Annotated in this window: 22 protein-coding genes; 6 read left to right on the top strand and 16 right to left on the bottom strand. The window is 52.8% G+C overall.

Annotated features, from left to right (window positions below; genetic code table 11):
- Positions 1–257: 257 nt before the first annotated feature.
- From glmM to rlmE, 4 genes are all read right to left on the bottom strand, one after another.
- Positions 258–1,595: a phosphoglucosamine mutase gene (gene glmM, locus URZ40_RS14145; RefSeq protein WP_316379851.1), complete on the bottom strand. Its 1,338-nt coding sequence runs from the start codon at positions 1,593–1,595 to the stop codon at positions 258–260.
- Positions 1,588–2,436, bottom strand: coding sequence for a dihydropteroate synthase (folP, locus tag URZ40_RS14140; RefSeq protein ID WP_163329748.1), 849 nt, complete (start codon positions 2,434–2,436; stop codon positions 1,588–1,590). The genes glmM and folP overlap by 8 nt, the downstream gene beginning before the upstream one ends.
- Before the next feature lie 98 nt (positions 2,437–2,534).
- On the bottom strand, positions 2,535–4,469 hold the full coding sequence (gene ftsH / locus URZ40_RS14135) for an ATP-dependent zinc metalloprotease FtsH (RefSeq protein WP_013098921.1): 1,935 nt from the start codon (positions 4,467–4,469) through the stop codon (positions 2,535–2,537).
- Positions 4,470–4,571: 102 nt separating this feature from the next.
- The gene (gene rlmE / locus URZ40_RS14130) at positions 4,572–5,198 is read right to left on the bottom strand and encodes a 23S rRNA (uridine(2552)-2'-O)-methyltransferase RlmE (RefSeq protein WP_003861812.1); all 627 of its coding nucleotides are present in this window, start codon (positions 5,196–5,198) and stop codon (positions 4,572–4,574) included.
- Positions 5,199–5,325: 127 nt separating this feature from the next.
- Between rlmE and yhbY the strand changes: the two genes are divergently transcribed.
- Positions 5,326–5,619, top strand: coding sequence for a ribosome assembly RNA-binding protein YhbY (yhbY, locus tag URZ40_RS14125; RefSeq protein ID WP_003861814.1), 294 nt, complete (start codon positions 5,326–5,328; stop codon positions 5,617–5,619).
- A gap of 151 nt (positions 5,620–5,770) precedes the next feature.
- Here the strand turns inward: yhbY and greA are convergent, their stop codons facing one another.
- The gene (gene greA / locus URZ40_RS14120) at positions 5,771–6,247 is read right to left on the bottom strand and encodes a transcription elongation factor GreA (RefSeq protein ID WP_006812122.1); all 477 of its coding nucleotides are present in this window, start codon (positions 6,245–6,247) and stop codon (positions 5,771–5,773) included.
- 228 nt (positions 6,248–6,475) lie between these two features.
- On the opposite strand from greA, the gene dacB reads away from it, so the two are divergent.
- Entirely contained in the window at positions 6,476–7,909 is a 1,434-nt protein-coding gene (gene dacB, locus URZ40_RS14115) for a serine-type D-Ala-D-Ala carboxypeptidase (protein WP_192983864.1), read from the top strand.
- Between the two features lie 43 nt (positions 7,910–7,952).
- Here dacB and opgB read toward each other — a convergent pair whose 3' ends face one another.
- The gene (opgB, locus tag URZ40_RS14110) at positions 7,953–10,289 is read right to left on the bottom strand and encodes a phosphatidylglycerol--membrane-oligosaccharide glycerophosphotransferase (protein ID WP_320720709.1); all 2,337 of its coding nucleotides are present in this window, start codon (positions 10,287–10,289) and stop codon (positions 7,953–7,955) included.
- A 207-nt stretch (positions 10,290–10,496) separates the two neighbouring features.
- On the opposite strand from opgB, the gene pmrA reads away from it, so the two are divergent.
- A complete protein-coding gene (gene pmrA / locus URZ40_RS14105) occupies positions 10,497–11,159 on the top strand; it encodes a two-component system response regulator PmrA (RefSeq protein WP_028014555.1) in 663 nt (220 codons plus the stop codon).
- The gene (gene pmrB / locus URZ40_RS14100) at positions 11,156–12,199 is read left to right on the top strand and encodes a two-component system sensor histidine kinase PmrB (protein WP_116343507.1); all 1,044 of its coding nucleotides are present in this window, start codon (positions 11,156–11,158) and stop codon (positions 12,197–12,199) included. The genes pmrA and pmrB overlap by 4 nt, the downstream gene beginning before the upstream one ends.
- A 34-nt stretch (positions 12,200–12,233) precedes the next feature.
- On the opposite strand, the gene cgtA is transcribed toward pmrB, so the two are convergent.
- The 4 genes from cgtA to rplU form a co-directional block, all read right to left on the bottom strand.
- Positions 12,234–13,406, bottom strand: a complete 1,173-nt coding sequence (gene cgtA, locus URZ40_RS14095) for an Obg family GTPase CgtA (protein WP_014885381.1) — start codon at positions 13,404–13,406, stop codon at positions 12,234–12,236.
- A 15-nt stretch (positions 13,407–13,421) separates the two neighbouring features.
- A complete protein-coding gene (locus tag URZ40_RS14090) occupies positions 13,422–14,387 on the bottom strand; it encodes a DMT family transporter (RefSeq protein WP_116343508.1) in 966 nt (321 codons plus the stop codon).
- Between the two features lie 95 nt (positions 14,388–14,482).
- Positions 14,483–14,740, bottom strand: coding sequence for a 50S ribosomal protein L27 (gene rpmA / locus URZ40_RS14085; protein ID WP_004385076.1), 258 nt, complete (start codon positions 14,738–14,740; stop codon positions 14,483–14,485).
- Positions 14,741–14,759: 19 nt separating this feature from the next.
- Complete coding sequence (rplU, locus tag URZ40_RS14080; RefSeq protein ID WP_003025032.1) at positions 14,760–15,071, bottom strand: 50S ribosomal protein L21; 312 nt, start codon at positions 15,069–15,071, stop codon at positions 14,760–14,762.
- Positions 15,072–15,328: 257 nt separating this feature from the next.
- On the opposite strand from rplU, the gene ispB reads away from it, so the two are divergent.
- Together ispB and sfsB are read left to right on the top strand one after the other, a co-directional pair.
- On the top strand, positions 15,329–16,300 hold the full coding sequence (gene ispB / locus URZ40_RS14075) for an octaprenyl diphosphate synthase (protein WP_028014558.1): 972 nt from the start codon (positions 15,329–15,331) through the stop codon (positions 16,298–16,300).
- 229 nt (positions 16,301–16,529) lie between these two features.
- A complete protein-coding gene (sfsB, locus tag URZ40_RS14070) occupies positions 16,530–16,817 on the top strand; it encodes a DNA-binding transcriptional regulator SfsB (RefSeq protein WP_061096952.1) in 288 nt (95 codons plus the stop codon).
- Positions 16,818–16,878: 61 nt separating this feature from the next.
- Here sfsB and murA read toward each other — a convergent pair whose 3' ends face one another.
- The 6 genes from murA to mlaE form a co-directional block, all read right to left on the bottom strand.
- Positions 16,879–18,138: a UDP-N-acetylglucosamine 1-carboxyvinyltransferase gene (murA, locus tag URZ40_RS14065; RefSeq protein ID WP_320720708.1), complete on the bottom strand. Its 1,260-nt coding sequence runs from the start codon at positions 18,136–18,138 to the stop codon at positions 16,879–16,881.
- A 50-nt stretch (positions 18,139–18,188) separates the two neighbouring features.
- Positions 18,189–18,443 (bottom strand): BolA family iron metabolism protein IbaG, encoded by a 255-nt coding sequence (gene ibaG, locus URZ40_RS14060; protein WP_008501458.1) that lies wholly within the window; start codon positions 18,441–18,443, stop codon positions 18,189–18,191.
- A 126-nt stretch (positions 18,444–18,569) separates the two neighbouring features.
- Entirely contained in the window at positions 18,570–18,863 is a 294-nt protein-coding gene (gene mlaB / locus URZ40_RS14055) for a lipid asymmetry maintenance protein MlaB (protein ID WP_320720707.1), read from the bottom strand.
- Positions 18,863–19,498, bottom strand: a complete 636-nt coding sequence (gene mlaC / locus URZ40_RS14050) for a phospholipid-binding protein MlaC (RefSeq protein ID WP_320720706.1) — start codon at positions 19,496–19,498, stop codon at positions 18,863–18,865. Before mlaC ends, mlaB begins: the two co-directional genes overlap by 1 nt.
- A gap of 17 nt (positions 19,499–19,515) precedes the next feature.
- Positions 19,516–20,064 (bottom strand): outer membrane lipid asymmetry maintenance protein MlaD, encoded by a 549-nt coding sequence (mlaD, locus tag URZ40_RS14045; RefSeq protein ID WP_041911946.1) that lies wholly within the window; start codon positions 20,062–20,064, stop codon positions 19,516–19,518.
- Between the two features lie 4 nt (positions 20,065–20,068).
- Entirely contained in the window at positions 20,069–20,851 is a 783-nt protein-coding gene (mlaE, locus tag URZ40_RS14040) for a lipid asymmetry maintenance ABC transporter permease subunit MlaE (RefSeq protein WP_028014564.1), read from the bottom strand.
- Between the last annotated feature and the right edge of the window lies 1 nt (position 20,852).

Genomic DNA, 20,852 nt, shown 5'->3' with positions numbered 1-20,852 from the left:
CATAATAGTCAAACGAAATCTTCTTAATCCCTCTTTAAGAGAAATTAAAATTGATATAATGGGAAAAATAGAAAATGGGTATAAGTTTGAAACACATATTAATAAATATGTGTCTTATTATGAATAGTTACACTTTTTCACAAAGCTTTCAACGTTAATATGTTAAGAATTGAACCGACTTCTCATAAGTATTCCCATTCACAATATAAATAAAAAGGGCGATATTCATCGCCCTTAAAAAAATGAGAGTGGTTTAATTATGCAATTTTCACGGCATCCGCGATACGGTGCGCAAATTCGGTGACCTGCGCTTCGTCTTCACCTTCCACCATCACGCGGATCAGCGGCTCGGTACCTGACTTACGCAGCAGCACGCGCCCACGACTACCCAGAGCCGCTTCAACGTCAGCCATTACCGCTTTCACGTTGTCATTTTCCAGCGGATCGCCTTTACCGGCAGTGAAACGCACGTTCACCAGAATCTGCGGGAACATTTTCATCCCGCTGCACAGATCGTGCAGGCTCATATGGTTGCGCGCCATCGCGGCAACCACCTGCAGCGCGGCTACAATACCATCGCCAGTAGTGGTTTTGTCGAGCAGGATCACGTGACCAGAGTTCTCGGCACCAATACGCCAGCCTTTCTCCTGCAGTTTTTCCAGCACGTAGCGGTCGCCCACTTTCGCGCGAACAAATGGAATACCGAGCTGTTTCAGCGCCAGCTCCAGACCCATGTTGCTCATCAGCGTCCCAACCGCGCCACCGCGCAGCTGGCCCTGGCGCAGGCCTTCACGGGCAATGATGTAGAGGATCTGATCGCCGTCGACTTTATTACCTTCGTGGTCAACCATGATCACGCGGTCACCGTCGCCGTCCAGGGCAATGCCCAGATCGGCTTTTTCCGCCAGCACGCGCGCCTGCAGGGCACGCACGTCCGTCGCCCCGACTTCTTCGTTAATGTTCAGGCCATTCGGCTCGCAGCCGATGGCGATGACTTTTGCACCCAGCTCGCGGAACACATTCGGAGCGATGTGATAGGTTGCGCCGTTTGCACAGTCCACCACAATTTTGAGATGCGCCAGGCTCAGCTCATTCGGGAAGGTGCCTTTACAGAATTCAATATAACGGCCCGCTGCATCAACGATACGGTTCGCTTTACCCAGCTCAGCGGAATCAACGCAGGTGATCTCTTTTTCCATTTCAGCTTCAATGGCCTCTTCCACTTCGTCCGGCAGCTTGGTGCCGTCAATGGAGAAGAACTTGATACCGTTGTCGTAGAACGGGTTATGAGACGCCGAGATCACGATCCCCGCTTCTGCACGGAAGGTGCGCGTAAGGTAGGCAACAGCAGGTGTTGGCATTGGGCCTGTAAAGGAAGCTGAAAGCCCGGCAGCCGCCAGACCTGCTTCCAGCGCAGATTCCAGCATATAGCCCGAAATACGGGTATCTTTACCAATAATGATCTTACGTGAGCCATGACGCGCCAGTACCTTGCCAGCAGCCCAACCGAGCTTCAGAACAAAATCAGGGGTGATTGGAGCATCGCCTACGCGCCCACGGATACCATCGGTACCAAAATATTTACGATTACTCATAGCGTTTGTTTTCCTTCGCTGCCAGTGTGGCTTCCACCACACGCATGGCTTCTACTGTTTCTTTGACGTCATGGACACGGATAATGTGCGCGCCTTGCATCGCCGCAATTACCGCGCAGGCCAGGCTGCCACTCAGGCGCTCCCCCGGTCCTACATTCAGCAATTGGCCGATCATTGACTTTCTCGACATCCCTACCAGCAGCGGCAGGTCAAAATGATGAAATTCCGATAAGCGCGCAAGCAACGCATAATTGTGTGAGAGATTTTTACCGAAACCGAACCCCGGGTCGAGCAGCAATTTCTCTTTTGGGATGCCTGCACGCTCACAGCGTTCAATATGCTCAATAAAGAAGCGATTCACCTCGGCAAAGACATCATCATACTTCGGTGCTTCCTGCATGGTTTTCGGTTGCCCCTGCATGTGCATCAGGCATACCGGCAGGCCGGTTTCTGCAGCGGCCTCGATCGCTCCCGGTTCGGTCAGCGAGCGGATATCATTAATAATGTGAGCACCCACTCTCGCCACTTCACGGATCACTTCTGGTTTGGACGTATCGACGGAGATCCACACCTCGAAACGTTGCGCGATGGCCTCAACCACCGGCACCACGCGCGCCAGCTCTTCTTCCACCGAAACATCTGCCGCGCCGGGACGCGTCGATTCACCGCCAACGTCAATGATGGTGGCACCCGCGTTGATCATTAAATTTGCGTGCTTAACCGCGTCGATAAGCGTGTTGTGCGTGCCGCCGTCAGAGAAGGAGTCAGGGGTAACATTCAGGATCCCCATCACATGCGGATGTGAAAGATCGAGATGCGAGTCCTGGGCGAAGAGTTTCATGGTTAAATCCCTGGTTTTAGTATGGTTTAACGGAAAAGAAAAACCCCGGAGCAAGCTCCAGGGTTTGAGGTACAGACAAACGCTTCAACAGCAGTGACTTACTTGTCGCCCAACTGTTCTGACATGGTGTTGCCCGGGTTTGGCGTACGCGGTTCATCGACCGGACGCGGCGCACGCGGGGTGCCATTATTGTCAGAATTGTTGGAAGCGCCTGGGTCTTCCCAGCCCGCTGGCGGACGCACTTCGCGGCGAGCCATCAGGTCGTCAATCTGCGGTGCATCAATGGTCTCATATTTCATGAGCGCATCTTTCATCGAATGCAGGATGTCCATATTGTCGTTCAGGATCTGACGCGCGCGACCGTAGTTACGTTCAATCAGCGCTTTCACTTCCTGGTCGATGATACGTGCCGTCTCATCGGACATATGTTTCGCTTTCGCCACAGAGCGGCCCAGGAATACTTCGCCCTCTTCCTCTGCATAAAGCAGCGGACCGAGTTTGTCGGAGAAGCCCCACTGAGTCACCATGTTACGCGCCAGGTTTGTCGCCACTTTAATATCGTTCGACGCACCGGTAGACACGTGTTCTGGCCCGTAGATGATCTCTTCTGCCAGACGACCGCCGTACAGGGTCGAAATCTGGCTTTCCAGCTTCTGACGGCTGGCGCTGATCGCGTCGCCTTCAGGCAAGAAGAAGGTCACACCCAGCGCACGACCGCGTGGAATAATCGTCACTTTGTGCACCGGATCGTGTTCCGGCACCAGGCGACCGATAATCGCATGGCCCGCTTCGTGGTACGCGGTGGACTCTTTCTGCGCTTCCGTCATCACCATGGAGCGACGTTCCGCACCCATCATGATTTTGTCTTTCGCTTTCTCGAACTCCACCATGGACACCACGCGCTTGTTACCGCGTGCGGCAAACAGTGCAGCTTCGTTGACCAGGTTAGCCAGGTCCGCACCGGAGAAGCCAGGGGTACCACGCGCAATGATTGCCGCGTCGATATCTGGCGCCAGCGGTACGCGACGCATGTGGACTTTCAGAATCTGTTCACGACCGCGAACATCCGGCAGACCGACCACAACCTGACGGTCGAAACGGCCTGGACGCAGCAGCGCGGGGTCAAGTACGTCCGGACGGTTAGTTGCCGCGATAACGATAATACCTTCGTTACCTTCGAAGCCGTCCATCTCAACCAGCATCTGGTTCAGGGTCTGCTCACGCTCATCGTGACCACCGCCCAGGCCTGCGCCACGCTGGCGGCCTACGGCGTCGATTTCATCGATGAAGATGATGCACGGTGCTGCCTTCTTGGCCTGCTCGAACATGTCACGCACACGAGACGCACCGACACCCACGAACATTTCCACGAAGTCAGAACCTGAAATTGTAAAGAACGGCACCTTCGCTTCACCCGCGATGGCTTTCGCCAGCAGGGTTTTACCGGTACCCGGAGGGCCGACCATCAGAACGCCTTTCGGGATCTTACCGCCCAGTTTCTGGAAACGGCTCGGCTCACGCAGGTATTCAACCAGCTCACCCACCTCTTCTTTCGCTTCGTCACAACCGGCGACGTCAGCAAACGTGGTCTTGATCTGGTCTTCCGTCAGCATACGCGCCTTGCTCTTACCGAACGACATGGCACCTTTGCCACCGCCGCCCTGCATCTGGCGCATAAAGAAGATCCAGACGCCGATAAGAAGCAGCATCGGGAACCAGGAAATGAAGATAGAAGCCAGCAGGCTTGGTTCTTCTGGCGGCTCGCCTACCACTTTGACGTTTTTGGTCAGAAGGTTATCAAGCAGCTTAGGATCGTTCACCGGGATGTAAGTCGTGTAACGGTTACTATCTTTCTTGGTAACGTTGATCTCACGTCCGTTGATACGCGCTTCGCGAACCTGGTCCTGATTGACCTCTTGCAGGAAGGTAGAATAATCCACCTTGCGGCCATTCGACTCGCTGGGCCCAAAGCTCTGGAATACTGACATCAGCACAACGGCAATGACCAGCCAGAGTATTAGGTTTTTCGCCATGTCACTCAAGGGATTAACCTCATATTACAACTGTGTTAAAAACAGCGTCAGGATACTCTATATCCAGTTTCATTCAAACTTTCGCCTGAAATCTACCGGTTATCATTTTCGCCCGGTCGCTACAATATACACTTCTCGGGAACGGGCCCGGGAAGAGTCCGGCTTACGAACTTTAACCTTCGCAAACAGGGAGCGAATTTCCTTAAGATACTCCTCGAAACCTTCGCCCTGAAACACCTTCACAACAAAACTACCACCAGGCGCTAGTACATCACGACACATTTCTAACGCTAGCTCCACCAGATACATGGCGCGGGGGATATCCACCGCCGGTGTTCCGCACATATTTGGTGCCATATCCGACATGACAACCTGGACCTTACTGTCACCAACACGATCAAGTAACGCTTTCAGCACTAATTCATCACGAAAGTCGCCCTGAAGGAAGTCGACACCGACGATGGGATCCATTGGTAAAAGATCGCACGCGATGATGCGGCCCGTTCCGCCGATCTGCGTTACCGCATACTGGGACCATCCGCCCGGTGCCGCACCGAGGTCAACAACCGTCATCCCCGGCTTAAAAAGTTTGTCACTTTGCTGTATTTCATCAAGTTTAAACCAGGCACGGGAACGTAACCCCTTTTTCTGTGCCTGTTGAACATATTTATCGCTAAAGTGTTCCTGAAGCCAGCGGCTGGAACTGGCAGAACGCTTTTTACCTGTCATTTAACATTTCCGTCCTGGTTCATCGTTGCTTGCCTGTGACGTAAATTTCTACGCAGCTATTTGGCGATATAAGGGAGATGGCGGTAGAATGAACCGTTTTCAATCCCAACGTAAGCAAAAATATACGATGAATCTGAGTACTAAACAAAAACAGCACCTTAAAGGTCTGGCACATCCGCTCAAGCCTGTAGTGATGCTTGGCAACAATGGTTTGACCGAAGGGGTGCTTGCCGAGATTGAACAAGCGCTGGAACACCACGAGCTGATCAAGGTGAAAATCGCCTCTGAAGACAGAGACACTAAAAACCTGATCGTGGAAGCCATCGTGCGCGAAACCGGCGCCTGTAATGTACAGGTCATCGGTAAAACGCTGGTGCTCTATCGCCCATCTAAAGAGCGTAAAATCTCGCTGCCACGCTAAGGATATCCTGAATCAATCACATTTTCTGTGTGAAACGAGGGATTTCTTTCAGCAGGCGAGCAAAATGCCATGCTCCTTGAGTTGATAAAAGGCCGCTACGCGGCCTTTTTCTTTTCTTTACAATGTATCAACATCTTAGTAGAGAAGCGAATTACAGGTATTCAACCTTAATAATTTCGTATTCCACTTCGCCGCCAGGGGTGCGGATGGTGACAACATCGTCCTGCTCTTTGCCAATCAGGCCACGAGCAATCGGTGAGTTCACCGAAATCAGGTTCTGTTTGAAGTCGGCTTCATCATCGCCCACGATGCGATAGGTCTGCTCTTCGTCGTTGTCCAGGTTCAGAACGCTGACGGTAGAACCAAAGATCACGCGGCCATTGTTAGGCATTTTGGTGATATCGATAACCTGCGCGTTAGACAGTTTCGCCTCGATATCCTTAATGCGCCCTTCACAGAAACCCTGCTGCTCGCGCGCCGCATGGTATTCAGCATTCTCTTTCAGGTCGCCATGCTCACGGGCTTCCGCGATAGCGGCGATGATTTCGGGGCGACGCACGGATTTCAGGAAATCCAGCTCTTCGCGCAGTTTTTCGGCACCACGTAAGGTCATCGGAATAGCTTGCATTTGTTATACCTCTTAAACATTCCTGTTGGGAGCAGTGTTCCCTGCTCCTGCCCCCCTAAGCGGGCAAGAAGCAAAAAGAAAACCGACCCGGGAGCGACGCCCCAGGTCAGCAGCAATTTTTCAATTTGATACGCATTTTACCGCGAAGTTCACTATGGGTCATCGTTTACTTTGCAGTGCTATGCACCGTAGTATGACGGTTTGTTTTCGGGTTGTTAGCGCGAGATTATGCGATTTTCCAGTTTTATCATCGGATTGACTACCAGTATAACGTTCACCGCCCAGGCCGCGAATGTTGATGAGTACATTAATCAGCTCCCCGCAGGCGCGAACCTTGCCCTGATGGTGCAGAAGGTTGGCGCACAGGCTCCCGAGATTGACTATCACAGTCAACAGATGGCGCTGCCTGCCAGTACCCAGAAGGTGATCACAGCCCTCGCCGCCCTGCTTCAGCTCGGGCCTGACTTCCGTTTTACCACCACGCTTGAAACCAAAGGTAACGTCGAGGGTGGCGAACTGAAAGGCGATCTTATCGCCCGTTTCGGTGGCGATCCCACCTTTAAGCGCCAGGATATCCGCAACATGGTGGCGGTGTTAAAAAAATCCGGTGTGACAAAAATCGATGGCAACGTGCTGATCGATACCTCTATTTTTGCCAGCCACGATAAAGCCCCAGGCTGGCCGTGGAACGACATGACGCAGTGCTTTAGCGCCCCGCCTGCGGCCGCGATTGTTGACCGCAACTGCTTCTCGATTTCCCTTTACAGCGCGCCAAAACCGGACGATTTAGCGTTTATTCGCGTGGCATCTTACTATCCGGTGACCATGTTTAGCCAGGTGCGTACGCTGGCTAAAGGCTCCCCGGATGCCCAGTACTGCGAACTGGACGTGGTGCCTGGCGATCTTAACCGCTACACCCTCACCGGCTGCCTGACGCAGCGCGCCGATCCGCTGCCGCTGGCCTTCGCGATTCAGGATGGCGCAGGCTATGCGGGTGCGATTCTCAAGGATGAACTGAAGCAGGCGGGAATAACCTACTCCGGCACGCTGCTACGCCAGACGCAGGTCAACCAGCCGGGCACGGTCATTGCCAGCAAACAGTCACCGCCGCTGCATGATTTATTGCGGATTATGCTGAAAAAGTCTGACAACATGATTGCCGACACCGTATTCCGCATGATTGGTCACGCGCGCTTCGGCGTGCCGGGAACCTGGCGCGCGGGCTCAGACGCTGTTCGTCAGATCCTGCGCCAGCAGGCGGGGATCGATCTGGGTAACACTATCGCCGTCGATGGTTCCGGATTATCGCGCCATAACTTGATTGCCCCGGCCACCATGATGCAGGTGCTTCAGTACATTGCACAACATGACACAGAGCTAAACTTTATCTCAATGCTGCCGCTGGCCGGACACGACGGTTCGCTACAGTATCGCGCCGGGCTTCACGCTGCGGGTGTGGATGGCAAAGTATCCGCTAAAACAGGTTCACTGCAGGGGGTATATAACCTTGCAGGCTTCATCACGACCGCCAGCGGACAGCGCATGGCATTCGTGCAGTATCTGTCCGGCTATGCCGTCGAACCGACCGACCAGCGCAACCGTCGTATTCCACTGGTTCGCTTCGAGAGCAGGCTTTATAAAGATATTTACCAGAACAATTGATGTTCGCGTTGGCCTGCAGTGGATTGCAGGCCATCCCTCACCGTTACTTCCTGTCGGTGGTCTGAATCACTGGCGTAATCTTCACTTCAATCAGTCCGATACCTATCTTTCGCACCGGGGAAGTAAAGCTTTGCCCTAATATGCTTCCCTCTCGGCTAAGCGTGGGCTCAGGTGGGGTAATTACCAGCAAACGGGAATAGAGATCCCCTGTGTAATGAAGGGTAACCCTGGTCGCCTTCTCACCAAAACGCACATACTGCGTCTGTTCGCCAATTGTTATGGCAACGGGGGCATTGATATTTTTGCCATAGGCTTTCGCTTCAATCTCAACATTAAATTCGCGTGGGAACGGTGACTTATAGAGCAACATTACTGAAGGTGAGGTCAACGCGTCTGACCAACGCCCCCAGGACTCCTGGCGACCGATGCCCATCATATTTTCGATAAACACAGGTCTACCGTCTAAGGCAAATTTGAATGTATTCGAGACATAACGAATGTCATCAGGACTCATTTTCATTAGCCCCTGCTCACGTTGATAACGCGCAGTATCTGTTGGGCTATCATCAATGCTTACCTTGCCTTCATATACATCACCGCCTATTTTATCGACCGTAATCTTTCCTCCGGCCTTACCCTGTGTGACGCACCAGTCTTCAGAAAGCACGAACTCGTTCCGCCAGATAGTTGCAGGACGAAAACATTTATCGACCCAGACAAACCCCTCGCCTTCAGGTAAAAATGCCAGTGATTGCCTCAACGAGATATTTCTACTGCCATCGTCAATAACGGGCAGCACTTGATCAGATTTAATGTCAATCAGGATTGGCAAGCTAACGGTATGACCGCTAAACGTAATTTCTTTTTTCTGTGTATTGATCGTAAAATCGTCGATGTGGTCTGGCATTCCCCAAAGTCCACGTATGCTGTCAGCCCATGCATACAGTTTATTTTTGAAATCAGGCACACTTTCCGAGAGCGATTTTTCGCTGACCGAACTCCGCCCCAGGCCTATTTTCTTTTCGCCACCCAGCAGATCCAGCACAGTTGCCCCATTATCAAGAGTACTTCTTGGCTGCGATTTCAGGCCAGGCTTCACCTGCGGCCCGAGGATGAAAAACAGATCCCGACGCTCCAGTTTGTTGAGGTAATCAACAGAAACCGCTGTACTGGGCATGGCCAAATGATCCGATGAGAGAACAATCAGCGTATTTTTGGCCCAGGGGGATGACTGAATCTTTTGTACAAATCGCGAGATGTCTTCCTGGCTGCATAGCACGGCGCTTAATGCTTCAACAGAACGGCCATCAATGGTGTAATTTTTCTGACGGCATCCGGGGGAGATATACCCCCTCGGTGGATGTGTATCGACCGTCAGTGTAAACAGGGCGAAACGCTGTCCGGAAGCGGAAAGCTCGTTAAATTTTTCCCAGGCTTTGTCCAGCACCACGTTATCATAGAGACCCCAGTTATTTTGTAGTTCAAAATTATCCTGCAAGCCAGATTCCGTTAACCCCCATGTATGCTTTATGCCATGCATTTTAAAAAAAGCATCTTTGTCAGCAAAATGAAGATTTGCACCTTGATAAAAATAGGTGTCGTAACCTGACGCACTCAGTATATCTCCCAGGCAATGGCTCTCCGGGTAGAATGTTCCAACCGTATTTTCACCATTAAACGCTGTGGGTTTGAATAATGGTAACCCGCATTGCGAAGCAACTATACCCGCGATGGTAAAATCAGTGGCTGGCATCTGGAAAGTATTAGAAAAATCGACGCTTTTCTCTTTTAATTCCTTTAAATCTGGTAACAAACCCGGAAAGACTTTTTCATCGAAATAAGTACGTTCCAGACTTTCAGCATAGATGTAAACCAAATTGAACTTAGGCTGTTCAATTTTACTGGGTTCATTAATATAATATTCATTAAAATCTGAACCATCCACTGCTTCTGATAACATCATCGTGCCACTAAGTTGCGAAAAAGCAGGTGAAACAAGCAATGCCAGAACACTACAAAAGGTGGACAACACCGCATAAATCCAGTTTTCTTTATTACCTGCACTGCCACTGAATAATACCTTATGAATAACAACAACAACCGCAACACAGAGGAATACTGCTAATATGGATGGCCAAATGTAATCATTTATTTCTCCGCCCTCCATCGTTGTCGTTAACGTGTAAAGAACAGACTCATTGACCCCATCACCGGTAAAATACTGGCAAACAGTCCAAAAACCATCGAGAAAAACGGCGCCAACAGTCGATACAAAAATGAGTACTGAAATGTAAGCATTTTGTTGAGCTTTATACCGATAAATATAAGTTGCAACAATAATACAAACTATCGAAAGCATTAATAAATAAAGAGATTCCATTCTTTTACTCGTTTATCGCAGTACGTCAATGACAACAACTGTGTCAGAAAAAGACTAACATTATATCTGGCGGCCTATGCCCCCACTATTCAATTAAATTTAATTAGGATTTAATTAAGATTAATGATGCAAAATCGTGCGTGCGCCTGTGCACCGCTTTCTGCCATAATCATGACATCGCAAGGATACTGGACCGAACAAACAGAGATGAAACTCCTTATAGTTGAAGACGATCTGTTATTACAGGAAGGACTGGCGCTGGGGCTGGCCAATGAGGGCTATGCCCTGGACTGTGCTGGCACCGCAGCAGAGGCGGATGCCTTGATCCAGAGCGGCGAATACAGCCTGGTGATCCTTGATTTAGGTTTGCCGGACAAAGACGGCGCGACGCTGCTTACCCAGTGGCGTCGCCGCGGCATCGCCAATCCGGTGTTGATCCTGACCGCACGCGACGCCATTGAAGATCGTATTACCGGCCTTGATGCTGGTGCCGATGATTACCTGGTGAAGCCCTTTGCGCTCGCAGAACTTCAGGCTCGGGTGCGAGCGTTAATACGCCGTTATCAGGGCCATAGTGATAACTTACTAACCGACGGGGACATTACCCTGAATCTGCAAACCCAGCAGGTCCTGCGCCAGTCCCAGCCCGTTGAAGTCACACCAAAAGAGTTCGCCTTGCTCACGCGTTTGATCATGCGAAGCGGACAAACGGTACACAGAGAAACCCTTCAGCAGGATATCTACTCCTGGCAGGACGATCCGGGGTCAAATACCCTCGAAGTCCACATCCATAACCTGCGTCGTAAGCTCGGCAAAGACCGGATTAAAACCGTCCGCGGCGTTGGCTACCGTCTGGAGAGCCAGAAATGAACAGCATGCGTCGGCGATTAATGGTGTTGCTGGCGGTCATTCTGTTATTTTTCCAGCTGATAAGCGTCATTTGGTTATGGCACGAAAGCCGGGAGCAGATTGGTTTCCTGGTGAACGAAACGCTGTCGGCAAAATCACGTAACAACCACGTCGAGAAAGAGATCCGCGAAGCGATTGCCTCGCTGCTGGTTCCTTCTCTGGTGATGGTTGGCTTTACGCTGTTTTTCTCGTTCTGGGCGGTCACCTGGATAACCCGGCCGCTGAACAAACTGCGCGTGAGCCTGGCTAACCGTTCGGCGGATAACTTAACCCCGCTTCCTATGTATTCCGACATGGAAGAAATCGGCGCCGTGACCACCTCGCTCAATCAACTGCTCGCCAGGCTGGACAGTACCATCCAGCAAGAGCGTCTCTTCACGGCGGACGCCGCCCACGAACTGCGAACGCCCCTTGCCGGAATCAGACTTCATCTGGAGCTGATGGCGCAGTCAGGCTCCCCGCAGGCCACGGCCTTAATCAGCCGTATCGACCAGCTGATGCACACCGTTGAGCAACTGCTGATGCTGGCCCGTGCCGGCCAGGCGATGGCGAGCGGCCACTATGAAACCATCAACTGGACGGACACAATCATCACGCCTCTTGGTCTTGAGCATGAAGCCAAAGCGCATACGGTGATATGGCCGGACAAAAGTGCGCTCACGGTACAGGGAGACGCGGTACTGCTGCGGCTGATGCTGCGCAACCTGCTGGAGAATGCCGGGCGTTACAGCCCGACAGGCACCACGATTACCGTGACGCTTACCGAGGTCGAAGGCGGTACGCAGCTCAGCGTTATCGATCAGGGGCCAGGTATCGACGAAGCGCACCGACAGTCGATCACGGAGCCGTTCCGTCGCCTCGATCAGCGTTACGGCGGCAGCGGCCTGGGCCTGAGTATCGTACAGCGCATCCTGCAGCTTCATCACGGTAAGCTGATGCTGGAGAATGGCGCTGAAGGCGGCCTGATAGCAAGCTGCTGGCTTCCCTCAACGCTGGAATGAAAAAAGCCCCCTGGATGGGGGCTTCGGACAGATATTAGTGCTTGTAGATGAACTCGACGCCTTCTTCGTCATCTTCATCCCAGTCATCGTCCCAGTCGTCTTCCTCTTCCGCTTCCAGCTCTTCGAGCTGCTGGCGGTGGTAGTCATCCCACATGAATTCGACTTTTTCTGGCTGTTTCGCTTCTTCAGCCTGAACGACCGGGTTCTCGATGATGAAGGTCATCACATCCCAGCAGAGATCTTTCACGCCAACCTGGCTTGCCGCGGAGATAAGGTAGTATTTATCTTCCCAGCCCATCGCTTCAGCAATCGCTTTGGCTTTCGCTTCGGCTTCCGCTTTGTCCATCAGGTCGATCTTGTTGAAGACCAGCCAGCGTGGTTTACTCGCCAGTTTTTCGCTGTATTTTTCCAGCTCGCCGATGATAATGCGGGCGTTCTCTACCGGATCGGAACCATCGATTGGATCGATATCAATGAGGTGCAGCAGGACGCGGCAGCGCTCAAGGTGCTTCAGGAAGCGAATACCCAGGCCAGCCCCTTCTGCAGCGCCTTCGATCAGGCCAGGGATATCAGCCACGACGAAGCTCTTTTCGTTATCCATACGGACAACGCCGAGGCTTGGCACCAGCGTGGTAAACGGATAGTCCGCCACTTTTGGTTTCGCCGCAGAGACAGCACGAATAAACGTCGATTTACCGGCGTTTGGCATACCCAGCATGCCCACGTCTGCCAGAAGCATCAGCTCCAGCTGCAGATCGCGCTTATCGCCCGGTGTACCCATCGTTTTCTGGCGCGGGGTACGGTTAACGGAAGATTTGAAACGGCTGTTGCCCAGACCGTGCCAGCCGCCTTTTGCGACCATCAGGCGCTGACCATGCTTGGTCATATCACCCATGGTTTCACCGGTGCCCTGATCGATAACGCGCGTACCGACCGGAACCTTAATGGTCACGTCTTTACCGCGTTTACCGGTACAGTCACGGCTCTGGCCGTTCTGGCCGCGTTCAGCGCGGAAGGATTTTTCGAAGCGGTAGTCGATCAGCGTGTTGAGGTTTTCATCCGCCTCCAGCCACACGTCACCACCATCGCCACCGTCACCGCCGTCAGGGCCGCCACGAGGAATATATTTTTCACGGCGGAAGCTTACACAACCGTTACCGCCATCACCTGCCACGACCAGAATCGTCGCTTCATCAACAAACTTCATTTTACTCTCCGTAACTCATTCGCCTGAGCGGGGGACTACTACGACCGCTTCATTTTTGCGCCAACGTCCCCAAAGACGATGACCAATGGCGGAATACATCGCGCCCGCAACCACGACAAACGCACCGAGATAGCCCAACAGGTTGAGCATCGGTCTGACGAAGACATCGGGCCAGGCCATTGATAACAAATCTGAAAATAACAGCGTAAACAGCGGGGTAAGCGTGATCAACGCGCTCACCTGTGCTGCCTGCCAGCGCGCCATCGCTTCCGCCAGCGCGCCATAACCGACCAGCGTGTTAAGCCCACAAAAAATGAGGCACGCCAGTTGCCAGTCGCTCAGCTGGGCAATGACGCCCGGCTTCGCTAACGGCAATAATGCCACTGTACACAAAGTGTACAGCAAAAAAAGGATCTGCTGTGAGGCCAGGCGACGCAATAACACCTTTTGCGCGACGCCATAGCTCACCCAGACCGTTGCTGCTCCCACGCCGAAGATCACGCCCCAGGTGTAGTCCGTAAGCCGGGTAAAAATCTCGATCAGGCTGGTGTTGAAAAACATCACCAGACCACAAAGCAGCATGGTTGCCCCGATAATCTGCGTCCCGCGCATCTTCTCTTTGAGGATGAACACGCTGGCAACCATCATACCCACGGGTGAAAGCTGGCCAATCACCTGAGACGCTGTAGGGCTTAAATACTGCAGGGAAGAGCTGAACAGGATGAAGTTACCGAACAGACCGCCCGTCGCAATGGCCAGTAACACCAGCCAGCGAGGTTTACGGAAGAGTCGCAACGGTGGAAGCTTACCTTTAATTGCAAGGATGGTCCCGAGACCGATGCTTGCCATCAGAAAGCGATAAAAGACCACCGTAGGCGGCTCCATCACTTCCAGTACCTGCTTCATTGCAATTGGCAGCGCACCCCAGCACATTGCGGTCGTGAGCGCCAAAAGAATACCAATGCCGGCCTGCTGCTTCATGCCCGTTTTCCCTACAGAAAATTTTCCGGGTTTCCAATGTAAAAAGCCCCGCAACACGTTGCGGGGCTTTAATCCGTTACCGGACCGAGAAAACCTTACTCAGCAACGATGCTGATGTATTTACGGTTGTTCGGGCCTTTAACTTCAAATTTCACTTTACCGTCTGCTTTAGCAAACAGAGTGTGGTCACGACCGCAACCTACGTTGTTGCCAGCATGGAATTTGGTACCACGTTGACGAACGATGATGCTACCCGCCAGAACGGATTCGCCACCGAAACGCTTAACGCCAAGACGTTTAGCTTCTGAATCGCGACCGTTACGTGTGGAGCCGCCAGCCTTTTTATGTGCCATTTAAATCTCTCCTCAGGTCTTAGGCGCTGATGCCAGTAATTTTCACATCAGTGAACCACTGACGGTGGCCCTGCTGCTTACGGTAGTGTTTACGACGACGAAACTTAACGATTTTAACTTTCTCGCCACGACCGTGTGCAACAACTTCAGCTTTGATAACGCCGCCATCAACGAAAGGAACGCCGATTTTGACTTCTTCACCGTTTGCGATCATCAGAACTTCTGCGAACTCAACAGATTCGCCAGTTGCGATGTCCAGCTTTTCCAGGCGAACGGTCTGACCTTCGCTTACTCGGTGTTGTTTACCACCACTTTGGAAAACCGCGTACATATAAACTCCGCTTCCGCGCACGTCCTCGTATGAATCAGAGTGCGCTATAAATATTCACAATAGGGCGCGAATATTACGCAAAACGCGAGCCTTTGACAAGTGCTACCGTCAATACATGAAGAAAAAAAACACAACACGTACGGTAACGTTTATCTGAGCCGTTTTTTCAGTACAATCAGCACTACTATTGATAAACCGAAACCCTTCGTTACCCCATTGAAGATGGGATCAACAGGATAAAAAGCCCGGCTTTTGCGATGAATTTAGAAAAAATCAACGAGTTAACCGCGCAAGATATGGCGGGTGTAAATGCAGCAATCCTGGAGCAACTCAACTCTGACGTTCAGCTGATCAATCAGTTGGGCTATTACATTGTCAGCGGCGGCGGTAAACGCATTCGCCCGATGATTGCCATTCTGGCTGCCAGAGCCGTTGGCTATCAGGGAAATGCCCACGTGACGATCGCCGCGCTGATTGAATTTATTCACACCGCGACGCTTCTGCATGACGATGTTGTGGATGAATCCGATATGCGTCGTGGCAAAGCCACGGCAAACGCAGCCTTCGGGAACGCCGCCAGCGTTCTGGTCGGGGACTTTATCTATACCCGCGCCTTCCAGATGATGACCAGCCTCGGCTCTCTGAAAGTGCTGGAGGTGATGTCAGAAGCCGTCAACGTCATCGCTGAAGGCGAAGTGCTGCAGCTGATGAACGTCAATGACCCGGATATCACCGAAGAAAACTACATGCGCGTTATCTACAGCAAAACAGCGCGCCTGTTTGAAGCGGCCGCCCAGTGCTCGGGCATTCTGGCTGGCTGTTCCGAGGCGCAGGAAAAAGGATTGCAGGACTATGGCCGCTATCTGGGCACTGCCTTCCAGCTGATTGATGATTTGCTGGACTACAGCGCGGACGGCGAAACGCTCGGCAAAAACGTTGGCGATGACCTGAACGAAGGCAAACCGACCCTGCCGCTCCTTCACGCAATGCGCAACGGAACAGCCGACCAGGCGAAAATGATCCGTGAGGCGATCGAACAGGGAAATGGTCGCCATCTTCTGGAACCTGTACTGGAAACGATGGCAATCTGCGGTTCACTGGAATGGACCCGTCAGCGTGCTGAAGAAGAGGCTGACAAAGCCATCGAAGCTCTCCAGGTTATTCCAGACAGCCCATGGCGCGATGCGCTGATTGGTCTTGCCCACATCGCTGTTCAGCGCGACCGTTAATCTTGCCCCACCTCCCCGCTCCCATCGCGGGGAGGTTCAAAAACGCACCAATAAATTCCGTATTCACGTAAATTCATCGGGTTAGAGCCCGCATGAATAAAGCCATGCCTTATTCTGAATATCCCTTCAAGTAACGCGAACTTTTTAGAACACGAATGTGAAATGGGTATAGTAAGCCAGTCGCTTCAGAAGAAACGGCGTAGGTGAATCCGAACTTAAGGACAGCGTTATGGATACGAAATTTATCGACTGGCATACGGCAGATATCATTGCGGCACTGCGCAAAAGAGGTACGTCACTTGCAGCAGAGTCCCGCCGCCATGGTCTGAGTTCTTCCACCCTGGCCAACGCCCTGACCCGCCCCTGGCCAAAGGGAGAATTAATTATCGCGACGGCGCTGGAAACGCACCCGTGGGTGATCTGGCCTTCACGTTATCACGATCCAGTTACTCATGAATTTATCGACAGAACGCGCATGATGCGCCAGAGAAAAGTAAAAACAGAACCGCAGGAATAACGGCTTTTGTGACAGGAATAGCAACCCCCCGGTCATTTCTGGCAGGGGGCTGCCGGAACGATTACTCGCCCTTCACACGCTCGATATTGGCACCCAGCGCGCGCAGTTTGTCTTCGATACGTTCATAGCCACGATCGATGTGATAAATACGATCCACCACCGTAGTGCCTTCCGCGATACAGCCCGCCAGCACCAGGCTTGCAGACGCACGCAGATCTGTTGCCATTACCTGAGCACCGGACAGTTTCTCAACACCGAGGCAAATCACCGTGTTACTTTCGATCTCAGCATGTGCGCCCATACGGATCAGTTCCGGTACGTGCATGAAGCGGTTCTCGAAGATAGTCTCGGTGATCACACCGGTACCTTCCGCCACCAGGTTCAGCAGGGTGAACTGTGCCTGCATATCGGTCGGGAATGCCGGATGCGGCGCCGTGCGCACGGTTACCGCTTTCGGACGCTTGCCGTGCATATCGAGGCTGATCCAGTCTTCACCGGTTTCAACATCGGCACCCGCTTCACGCAGTTTCGCCAGCACCGCATCCAGGGTATCTGGCTGCGCGTTGCGACATACAATCTTACCGCCAGAGATCGCCGCAGCGACCAGGAAAGTACCGGTTTCGATACGGTCCGGCAGTACGCGATACACACCACCGCCCAGACGCTCAACGCCTTCGATGGTGATGCGGTCAGTACCCTGGCCGGAGATCTTCGCGCCCAGCGCCACGAGGAAGTTGGCGGTATCCACGATCTCCGGTTCACGCGCGGCGTTTTCGATGATGGTGGTACCTTCTGCCAGCGTCGCTGCAGACATAATGGTGACAGTAGCGCCAACGCTCACTTTGTCCATGACAATGTGCGCGCCTTTCAGACGGCCATTGACGGAGGCCTTAACGTAACCTTCTTCCAGCTTGATCTCTGCGCCCAGTTTCTCCAGGCCAAAGATATGCAGGTCAACCGGACGCGCGCCGATAGCGCAGCCGCCCGGCAGCGAAACCTGACCCTGACCGAAACGCGCCACCAGCGGGCCAAGCGCCCAGATAGAAGCACGCATGGTTTTCACCAGATCGTAAGGCGCAGAGAAGTTGTTCACGTTGCTGGCGTCAATCCAGACGGAACCGTTGCGCTCAACTTTAGTGCCCAGTTGGGTGAGCAACTTCATGGTGGTGTCGATATCTTTCAGCTTCGGTACGTTCTGAATTTCTACCGGCTCTTCCGCGAGCAGCGCAGCAAAGAGGATTGGCAGCGCGGCGTTTTTCGCGCCAGAAATTGTGACTTCGCCCTGGAGACGCGTTGGCCCCTGTACACGAAATTTATCCATTGTGTGCTCTCTTATAAATTCAACCGTGCTGCGGGCCTGTCGCCCTCAGCTCAAAAACCGTTTAGTTTGCGATCGCGTGCCCACTCTTGCGGGGTGAACGCTTTGATCGACAGGGCGTGGATGCGGTTATCCGCAATATATTCCATCAGCGGCGCGTACACAGCCTGCTGCTTCTTCACACGGCTCATACCGTCGAACATCTCACCCACAGCAATAACCTGGAAGTGACTGCCATCGCCAGTGACGTGGGCTTCCTGAAGGGAGAGTGCATTCATCAGCACTGTCTGGATTTCATGATTTTCCATGGGCTCTTAATCATCTGATAGTGAAAACAAGCCCAACATCTTAGAGCAAAGTGGCGTCGTCTTAAACAAGCAAAAAGCCCCGACGATGAAACTGTCAGGGCTTTCGGAAGTAACGCACTGAAAATATTAACGAGGCAGTACGTCCTGAGGCAGATTGTAGAGTTGCGCAAGGGTAACGACATTATCGCTCGCGCCATGAAGCATGACGCTTGTTCCCTGCTTTTTCCCCACGGCAACCAGATGGGCAAGCAGCGCAACGCCTGCCGTATCCACCCGCGTGACGTCGGTTAAGTCGATAAGCGTCACGCCCTGCATCGCTTCATGACGTTTGCCCCACAGCGGGTTCAGCAGATCCTGGTCCAGTTCACCGGACAGCTTTAACGTCTCACCTTCACGCGACCAGCGAAGTTGCTGCGACATTACTTCTTCTCGTCCAGAGTAATTTTCTGACGAGAAATAGACTGCAGCTGTGCGGTCAGGCCATCAATGCCCTTGGTGCGCAGCAGGTCGCTCCACTCGTTCTGTTTAGTGGTGATCATGCTCACCCCTTCGGCGATCATGTCATACGCCTGCCAGTGGCCGGTCTGGCTATTTTTACGCCACTGGAAATCCAGACGCACCGGCGGACGGCCGTTAGGATCGTTGATCGTCACGCGGATAGGAATGATGGTGGCATCGCCCAGCGGCTGCTCTGGCGCAATCTCATAGGTCTGACCGTGGTACATCGCCAGCGCCTGGCCGTAGGCCTGTTTCAGGTATTCACGGAATGCGGCAAAGTAGGCTTCACGCTGCGCAGGCGTCGCATCTTTGTAATAACGCCCCAGCACCAGCGCTCCCGCATATTTGATCTGCACATACGGCAGCAGTTCCTGGTCAACCACGTCACGCAGATAATCAGGATTCGCGCGAATTTTTGGCTGTTCGTTTTTGAGACGGTCGAAGGTTTTCTTCGCAGCTTCGTTCATCAGTTTGTACGGGTTGCTCTGATCCGCAGCATGTGCCGCAGTGAGAGGGGCAATGACCAGCATGGCAACCATTAACAGTCGTTTAAACATGAATGACTTCTCCTGAATTAATTCGCAGCACCAGGGGTCGGCGCAACGTTGGTATGGTCTTCACTCTGCGCAGGGGCATCGTCAGACTTTTTATCATCCCCTTTACTGTTGTAAAGGAACTGACCAATCATATCCTCCAGCACCATCGCGGACTTCGTATCCTGGATAACGCTACCGTCTTTAAGGATAGTCGTTCCCAGCTCGGGGTCTTCAAAGCCCACGTTAAGTGCCAGATATTGTTCGCCCAGCAGGCCGGAAGTACGGATAGAAAGGGAGCTGGTGTCCGGAATGTGGTTGTAACGTTCTTCGATATCCATCGCGACGCGCGGCAGATACGTTTTTTCATCAAGCGTAATGTCAGATACGCGGCCTATCACCACACCGCCAATGCGGACCGGCGAACGTGCCTTCAGCCCACCGATGTTGTCGAAGGTGGCATAGATACGATACGTCGGCTCAGTGCGTACTGAGGTGATATCTGCCGCTCGCAGGCAGATAAAGAGTGCCGCCAGCAGCGCCAGCAGCAGGAACACGCCGACCCAAATTTCATTTTTTCTCGTTTGCATGAACTCAATTCCCAAACATCAGTGCGGTGAGCACAAAATCCAGACCCAGTACGGCCAGCGACGAATGTACGACTGTACGTGTAGTTGCACGGCTAATGCCCGCCGACGTCGGGATGGCATCGTAACCATTGAACAATGCAATCCAGGTGACCGTAATGGCAAATACCACGCTTTTAATCAGACAGTTAACCAGATCCATGCGCAGATCGATGGCGTCCTGCATTGCGGACCAGAAGAAACCGGCATCAATGCCTTTCCAGTGGACCCCAACCAGCGAGCCGCCCCAGATACCTACGGCGACAAACAGAATAGTCAGTAGCGGCAGCGAGATCACCCCCGCCCAGAAACGCGGCGAGATCACGCGACGCAGCGGATCGACCGCCATCATCTCCATGCTGGAGAGCTGCTCGGTGGCACGCATCAGGCCAATCTCAGCCGTTAATGCTGACCCTGCGCGCCCGGCGAACAGCAGCGCAGCCACAACCGGCCCCAGCTCGCGTAAAAGCGAGAGCGCCACCAGCATCCCGAGGCTGGTTTCCGCACTGTAGGTTGTCAGGACGAGGTAGCCCTGCAGCCCCAGCACCATGCCAATAAACAGACCGGAAACAATAATGATGAGCATCGACAGCACGCCGACATTATAAAGCTGACGCACCAGCAGAGGGGCGTGCTTGCTAAACTCCGGCTTGCCGACCAGCGCGTTGAATAACATCAATCCGGCACGCCCGAACGTCCTGATGGTTTTTATGCCACGGTGTCCGAGAGCGGCCAACGCATTTAACAGCATG

The organism is Enterobacter sp. 296B2 (assembly GCF_034106185.1).
GTDB classification, from domain to species: Bacteria; Pseudomonadota; Gammaproteobacteria; order Enterobacterales; family Enterobacteriaceae; genus Enterobacter; species Enterobacter cloacae_N.
Note: the sequence above shows the minus strand (reverse complement) of the source record. Positions and strands in the feature narration are given on the sequence as shown.

Coding starts and splice junctions, on each gene's coding strand:
- ftsH (WP_013098921.1), bottom strand. CDS start 4,469: ATGGCGAAAAACCTAATACTCTGGCTGGTCATTGCCGTTGTGCTGATG.
- mlaC (WP_320720706.1), bottom strand. CDS start 19,498: ATGTTTAAACGACTGTTAATGGTTGCCATGCTGGTCATTGCCCCTCTC.
- greA (WP_006812122.1), bottom strand. CDS start 6,247: ATGCAAGCTATTCCGATGACCTTACGTGGTGCCGAAAAACTGCGCGAA.
- glmM (WP_316379851.1), bottom strand. CDS start 1,595: ATGAGTAATCGTAAATATTTTGGTACCGATGGTATCCGTGGGCGCGTA.
- pmrB (WP_116343507.1), top strand. CDS start 11,156: ATGAACAGCATGCGTCGGCGATTAATGGTGTTGCTGGCGGTCATTCTG.
- rplU (WP_003025032.1), bottom strand. CDS start 15,071: ATGTACGCGGTTTTCCAAAGTGGTGGTAAACAACACCGAGTAAGCGAA.
- sfsB (WP_061096952.1), top strand. CDS start 16,530: ATGGATACGAAATTTATCGACTGGCATACGGCAGATATCATTGCGGCA.
- folP (WP_163329748.1), bottom strand. CDS start 2,436: ATGAAACTCTTCGCCCAGGACTCGCATCTCGATCTTTCACATCCGCAT.
- ibaG (WP_008501458.1), bottom strand. CDS start 18,443: ATGGAAAATCATGAAATCCAGACAGTGCTGATGAATGCACTCTCCCTT.
- rpmA (WP_004385076.1), bottom strand. CDS start 14,740: ATGGCACATAAAAAGGCTGGCGGCTCCACACGTAACGGTCGCGATTCA.
- opgB (WP_320720709.1), bottom strand. CDS start 10,289: ATGGAATCTCTTTATTTATTAATGCTTTCGATAGTTTGTATTATTGTT.
- rlmE (WP_003861812.1), bottom strand. CDS start 5,198: ATGACAGGTAAAAAGCGTTCTGCCAGTTCCAGCCGCTGGCTTCAGGAA.
- ispB (WP_028014558.1), top strand. CDS start 15,329: ATGAATTTAGAAAAAATCAACGAGTTAACCGCGCAAGATATGGCGGGT.
- URZ40_RS14090 (WP_116343508.1), bottom strand. CDS start 14,387: ATGAAGCAGCAGGCCGGCATTGGTATTCTTTTGGCGCTCACGACCGCA.
- cgtA (WP_014885381.1), bottom strand. CDS start 13,406: ATGAAGTTTGTTGATGAAGCGACGATTCTGGTCGTGGCAGGTGATGGC.
- mlaB (WP_320720707.1), bottom strand. CDS start 18,863: ATGTCGCAGCAACTTCGCTGGTCGCGTGAAGGTGAGACGTTAAAGCTG.
- yhbY (WP_003861814.1), top strand. CDS start 5,326: ATGAATCTGAGTACTAAACAAAAACAGCACCTTAAAGGTCTGGCACAT.
- pmrA (WP_028014555.1), top strand. CDS start 10,497: ATGAAACTCCTTATAGTTGAAGACGATCTGTTATTACAGGAAGGACTG.
- dacB (WP_192983864.1), top strand. CDS start 6,476: ATGCGATTTTCCAGTTTTATCATCGGATTGACTACCAGTATAACGTTC.
- mlaE (WP_028014564.1), bottom strand. CDS start 20,851: ATGCTGTTAAATGCGTTGGCCGCTCTCGGACACCGTGGCATAAAAACC.
- murA (WP_320720708.1), bottom strand. CDS start 18,138: ATGGATAAATTTCGTGTACAGGGGCCAACGCGTCTCCAGGGCGAAGTC.
- mlaD (WP_041911946.1), bottom strand. CDS start 20,064: ATGCAAACGAGAAAAAATGAAATTTGGGTCGGCGTGTTCCTGCTGCTG.